This is a genomic window from Mycobacterium attenuatum, from assembly GCF_900566085.1.
Classification (GTDB): domain Bacteria; phylum Actinomycetota; class Actinomycetes; order Mycobacteriales; family Mycobacteriaceae; genus Mycobacterium; species Mycobacterium attenuatum.
This window is the reverse complement of sequence record NZ_UPHT01000050.1, coordinates 1-5,655: the sequence shown is the minus strand read 5'-3', so window position 1 is coordinate 5,655 and position 5,655 is coordinate 1. Positions and strand designations below refer to the sequence as shown.

At 63.3% G+C, this 5,655-nt stretch carries 5 protein-coding genes; all 5 read left to right on the top strand.

Translation table 11 applies throughout. From position 1 onward, the window contains the following. Positions 1–10 precede the first annotated feature (10 nt). The 5 genes from EET13_RS08955 (at position 11) to EET13_RS08935 (ending at position 5,199) form a co-directional block, all read left to right on the top strand. Positions 11–1,000 (top strand): ATP-binding cassette domain-containing protein, encoded by a 990-nt coding sequence (locus EET13_RS08955; protein ID WP_122441954.1) that lies wholly within the window; start codon positions 11–13, stop codon positions 998–1,000. Further along, positions 997–1,851, top strand: coding sequence for an ABC-2 transporter permease (locus EET13_RS08950; RefSeq protein ID WP_122441953.1), 855 nt, complete (start codon positions 997–999; stop codon positions 1,849–1,851). The genes EET13_RS08955 and EET13_RS08950 overlap by 4 nt, the downstream gene beginning before the upstream one ends. After that, positions 1,848–2,678: an ABC transporter permease gene (locus tag EET13_RS08945; protein WP_122441952.1), complete on the top strand. Its 831-nt coding sequence runs from the start codon at positions 1,848–1,850 to the stop codon at positions 2,676–2,678. The genes EET13_RS08950 and EET13_RS08945 overlap by 4 nt, the downstream gene beginning before the upstream one ends. Positions 2,679–2,736: 58 nt before the next feature. Continuing rightward, positions 2,737–3,990, top strand: a complete 1,254-nt coding sequence (locus EET13_RS08940; RefSeq protein ID WP_122441951.1) for a phthiocerol/phthiodiolone dimycocerosyl transferase — start codon at positions 2,737–2,739, stop codon at positions 3,988–3,990. Positions 3,991–4,476: 486 nt separating this feature from the next. Further along, on the top strand, positions 4,477–5,199 hold the full coding sequence (locus EET13_RS08935) for a rhamnosyl O-methyltransferase (protein ID WP_425293653.1): 723 nt from the start codon (positions 4,477–4,479) through the stop codon (positions 5,197–5,199). Positions 5,200–5,655: the final 456 nt, after the last annotated feature.

Sequence of the window (5,655 nt, the reverse complement as noted above, 5' to 3'; positions counted from 1 at the left end):
GGAGGATTAGATGCGCAACAACGATATGGCTGTGGTGGTCCGCGGCGTACACAAGGCTTTCGGCAAGGTTGTGGCCCTCGATGACGTCAGTTTCGAAGTGGGGCGCGGCGAAGTGATCGGGCTGCTGGGCCCGAACGGGGCCGGCAAAACCACCATGGTGGACATCTTGTCGACGCTGTCACGGCCGGATCGGGGCACGGCGACCGTCGCCGGCTACGACGTCGTCTCCGAGCCGGCCGGGGTGCGCCGCTCGATCATGGTCACCGGACAGCAGGTGGCAGTCGACGACATGATCACCGGTGAGATGAACCTGGTGTTGTTCGGTCGTCTCTACGGGCTGAGCAAGTCGGCGGCGCACCAGCGCGCCCAAGAGCTGCTCGAGCAATTCGGCCTCATGCACGCCGCAAAGCGGAAGGTGAACACCTACTCCGGGGGCATGCGCCGACGGATCGACATCGCGTGTGGTTTGGTAGTTCAACCGCAGGTGGCGTTCCTGGATGAACCGACCACCGGGCTGGATCCCAGGAGCCGGCAAGCCATTTGGGATCTGGTGGCCAGCTTCAAGAAGCTCGGCGTGGCAACGCTGCTGACCACGCAGTACCTCGAAGAGGCGGACGCGCTCAGTGACCGGATCATCTTGATCGATCGCGGCACCGTCATCGCCGAAGGCACCGCGAACGAGCTCAAGCACCGCGCCGGCGACACTTTCTGCGAAATAGTGCCGAGTGATCTGAAGGACCTGAGCGCTATCGTCGCGGCGCTGGGCTCGCTGCTACCCGAGCACAGCAGGGCCATTCTCACACCCGAATCGGACCGGATCACCATGCCGGCGCCCGACGGGACAAGGACCCTCATCGAGGCCGCGCGCCGGCTCGAAGAAGCGAAGATCGAGCTGGCCGACATCGCCCTGCGCCGTCCGTCACTCGACGACGTATTCCTTTCCATGACAACCGATCCCAGCGAATCTCTGAGCCATCTGGCGTCGGGGGCGATGCGGTGAGCGCCCCGGCCCTGGAACCGGCCATCGGCACCACCGCCGAGCGGCCGGCCACTCGGCAGCCGCGCCAGTCGCCGTTTCGGCAGTGGTGGGTGCTCGTGGTGCGGTTGCTGTTGAATACTTACTTCGGTGAGGTGCTCACCACCGCGGGGGCGCCGGTGGTCTTCATGGTCGGTTTCTACATTCCGTTTTCCATACCGTGGAACCATTTCGTGGGCGGCTCGAACGTAGCCAGCAGCCTGGGGCAATACATCACGCCGCTGGTGACGTTGCAGGCTGTCGCGTTCGCCGCCATCGGATCCGGCTTTCGGGCGGCAATCGATTCGCAGCTCGGGGTCAATCGGCGGTTCGCCTCCATGCCGATCGCAGCGTTGACGCCGGTGCTGGCGCGAGTGTCAATTTCGTTGTATCGGTGCAGCATCGGTTTGTCGGTGTCGATGATCTCCGGCTATGTGATCGGATTCCGGTTTCACCGCGGACCGGTGTGCATCGTCGGTTTCTGCCTGTTGGTGCTGGTGATCGGGGCTCTGCTGTCGTTCGGCGCCGACCTGCTGGGCACGGGTACCAAGAATCCCGACGCGATGCTGCCGCTGCTGACCTTACCCATCCTGATCTTCGGGCTGCTGTCCGTCGGCCTGATGCCGCTGAAGCTGTTTCCCCGCTGGATCCATCCGTTCGTCCGCAACCAGCCGATTTCCCAATTCGTCGAAGCGCTGCGAGCACTGGCCGGGGACACCACCAAGCACGCCATCCAGTTGACCTGGCCGGTCATGGCGCCGACGCTGGCGTGGGTCGTCGGCTTCATCGTCCTGCTGGTACCCATGTCCATTTTCGTTTTGTCCGAACGGCGATGATTCCCATGACAAGTCAGGAAATCGGGTTCGCACCCGTGCGCTCGCAGTACCCGGACAACTCCATTCGTCCGCTGGTTTCACAGACGCTGTTGCAGACCAAACGAATCGTCACGCGGTGGTCCGGCGACTTCCTCACCACCATCGAAGCCCTCGTGTTGCCGATCCTGATGATGCTGGTCCTGAAAATCGTTCTCGGGAACCTGATCTACGCGGTAACCCACGACAACGCGATGTACAGCATCGTGCCGCTCATCGCGATCGGTGCCGCAATCACCGGATCGACGTTCGTCGCGATCGACCTGATGCGTGAGCGCAACAGCGGGCTGCTGTCCCGGCTGTGGGTGCTTCCCGTGCACCGGGCATCGGGACTGCTGTCCCGAATCTTGGCGGACGCCATCCGGATTCTGTTCACCACGCTGGTCATGCTCGGTGTCGGGATCCTGCTCGGCTTCCGGTTTCGGCAGGGGGCGCTCGCGAGCTTGATGTGGCTCAGCGTCCCGGTGACACTGGGCATCGCCTTCGCCGTTGCGGTGACCACGGTGGCGCTCTACACAGCACAGACGGTAGTAGTCGAGTCCGTCGAGCTGGTGCAGGCGATCGCGTTGTTCTTCTCCACCGGCCTGGTCCCGCTGAACCAGTATCCGGGCTGGATTCAGCCGGTCGTCGCACATCAGCCCGTCAGCTACGCGGTGGCCGCGATGCGCGGGTTGTCGACGGAGGGCCCGGTCCTGGCTCCGATGATCGGGGTACTGCTGTGGACCATAGGTATTTGCGCCGCGTGCGCTGTACCGTTGGCGGTCGGTTTCCGACGCGCCAGCACGCATTGACCCGCCATGGGATGGCTGGCCACGCTGCCACCTGAAGTGAAAAGACGGGAGTCTTGAGGTGTTTCCCGGATCCGTAATCCGAAAACTGTCACACAGCGAGGAAGTCTTCGCCCAATACGAGGTTTTCACCTCGATGACCATGCAGCTGCACGGCGTTATCGATGTCGACGCATTCTCGGAAGCCTTCGACGCCCTCGCCGAGGCCCACCCGGTCCTGGCCAGTCACCTCGAGCCCAACCCCGACGGCGGTTGGAACCTCGTCGCAGACGACTACCTGCACTCGGGGCTGATCGTGGTCGACGGCACCACCGAGTCGGCGTCGACAGCCGCACCGATTCGGCTTGACCAGTCCCTGTCCCTGTTCAACATGAAGTTGACGTTGGGCGAACCAACGTCGGAATTGACGGCGTATCTGCATCACAGCATGGGTGATGGTCACCATGGCTCCGGGCTGCTCGAGGAGCTGTTTACCCGCTATACCGCGATGGTGACCGGCGCCGACCCCGGCCCGGTGATCCCCGAGCCCGCTCCTGCGCCGCTCGAGGTCATGCTCGAACAGCGTGGGGTCAAACGGATGGGGCTGTCCGGCGTCGAACGTTTCATGCCGGTGATGTTCGCCTACGACATACCCGCCCCGGAGCGACCGGCCCTCATCGCGAATCCTGGTTCGCCCCAACCTGTCCCGGTCACCAGAGTGCAGCTCAGCGAACAAGAGACCGCCGACCTGGCGGATTTGGGCCGGGAGAACCGGGTCAGCGTCAGCCACGTGGTGGCAGCGGCCATCTTGATGACCGAGTGGCAATTCCGCGAGACCCCGCACATCCCGATCCCGTACGTGTACCCCGTCGACTTGCGATACCTGCTGAGCCCGCCGGTGCGGCCGACGGAGGCGACCAACCTGGTTGGAGTGGCGACCTATCTTGCCGAGATCGGGCCACACACCGACATCGTCGATCTGGCGTCCGACATCGGCGCTACGTTTCGGGCCGACCTGGCCGACGGTCTGATTCAGCAGTCGGCGCTGAATTTCGGCGTGGCATTCGAAGGAACTCCCGCCGGCCTGCCGCCACTGGTCTTCTGCACCGACGTCAGCGCTTTTCCGATACCGACGCCCGCGGGACTGGAGCTGGGTGAGTTTCACGGCCAGTTCGCTTGTTCGATCACCCTCCCCCTGGACTTCTACGGTTGCGGGATCCAAGACGGAAAAATGGTCATCGAGCATCACGGACACATCGATGCGGAAGACCGGCTCGAGGCGATCCGTTCGCTGTTGTGCACGGTTCCTTCGGAGTACGGCTGGGTCATGGAGTGACCGGGAAGGGGAAACCGATCGTCGGCAAGGTGTGCGCCCGTGGGGGTTTCACTCCTACCCGCGCGTGCGCCGCCACACCGCATCGATTTCGTTGACCGCCGCCGGGTCGGGGTGTCAACCCGATAACGTGCTGTCGCCACGTGCGCCGGGTGCTGGCACTGGTCTCCCGCCGATGCGGCGCCGGACGTCACTATCCCTTGCGATGCGGGCACTTTCGTTCACACGTGCACCACTGGTGGAGTCTGCTACGATCCTGCGATGCGGTGGCAGCGTCGACAAGGCTCTTAGCCGCACGGCCGGTTGGCACTCCTCGGCATTGACGCCGCAGCGGGGCAACCCCCGGAGCCAACTCGGCGGAAGGGCATGCGGGTCCGACGTATGTGCGGCGGTCTTGTCGGGGTCCGCGCGCCGCCGTCGGTCCTGGTGAAAATGCTGGCCGTGACGATAGTCCAGTGACCACGGGCTGGCTAGTGAGGAGATGACAGGATGGACGTGGCGAGCGTCTTCATGCGGCTGATGGACGTACTGAGGAAACTCACGAGTGCTGTCGCCCAACTGATTTACCGACCGACCGACTCGGCGGCAGAGGAATACCACAAGTGGTACTACAGCAACTTGGTGTGGGACCACACCACGTGGTTGGGTGTCCAATGCTGGAAGTCCGTCAGCGATATGTGGAATTACCAGGAGATCCTGTTCAGCTTGAAACCATCTCTGGTCATCGAGTTCGGCAGCCGATACGGCGGCTCGGCACTGTATTTCGCCAACGTGATGAGGCACACCGGCCAGCCGTTCAAAGTGGTCTCCGTGGACATCTCGCACAAGGCTCTCGACCCGGCGGCCCGGCGCGATCCGGACATTCTGTTCATCGAATCCTCATCCACCGTCCCTGCCGTTGCCGAGCAGATCGAGCGCCTCAAAGCCGAATACCCCGGCACCATCTTCGCTATCCTCGACAGCGACCACTCCATGGATCACGTGCTGGCCGAGATGAAACTGCTGCGGCCGCTACTGTCCAGCGGCGACTACCTGATCGTGGAAGACTCCGATATCAATGGACACCCCGTCCTGCCGGGGTTCGGTGCCGGCCCGTACGAGGCCATCGAGGCATACGAGCGTGAATTCCCCAACGACTACAAGCATGATGTGGCGCGGGAGAACAAATTCGGGTGGACATCGGCTCCCAACGGATTCCTGATCCGCAACTGAGTTCCAGCCACCAGAATCCGCCGCGGCGGTCGACGCGGCAACAGTCCAAGCACCCAACGATGGTCGGCGCGGCGGGTGATCGCATCGACGCTGACCACCAATTGCCTCGTGCCAGTAGGACTCCCGAGGCCGGACTCCGAGCTGGCTGCTTGCCCGTGCAGTGCGCGTTCTCGGGTCACAGCCTCTGCGGCATTGTGGTTGGCCGTGACACTCGCTGATGACGTCGGCCACCATCGACCGCGGATCGGCCAACAGAGCCGGCGCGCATTCTGCCCGTCGCACCTGAGTTAGGACACCTCTGTTGGATTTCGAGCTCAGAATTGCTGTGACCTGCTGGTTTGTGTGGCGGAGGGCGGGTTTTGGCTTACTAACCGGGTAGGGTCCGGTGAGTGTTTGTGCGCAAGGTGCGCACCGCTTCGGGTGCGGTGGCGGTGCAGGTGATGCGCAAGTCGGGCC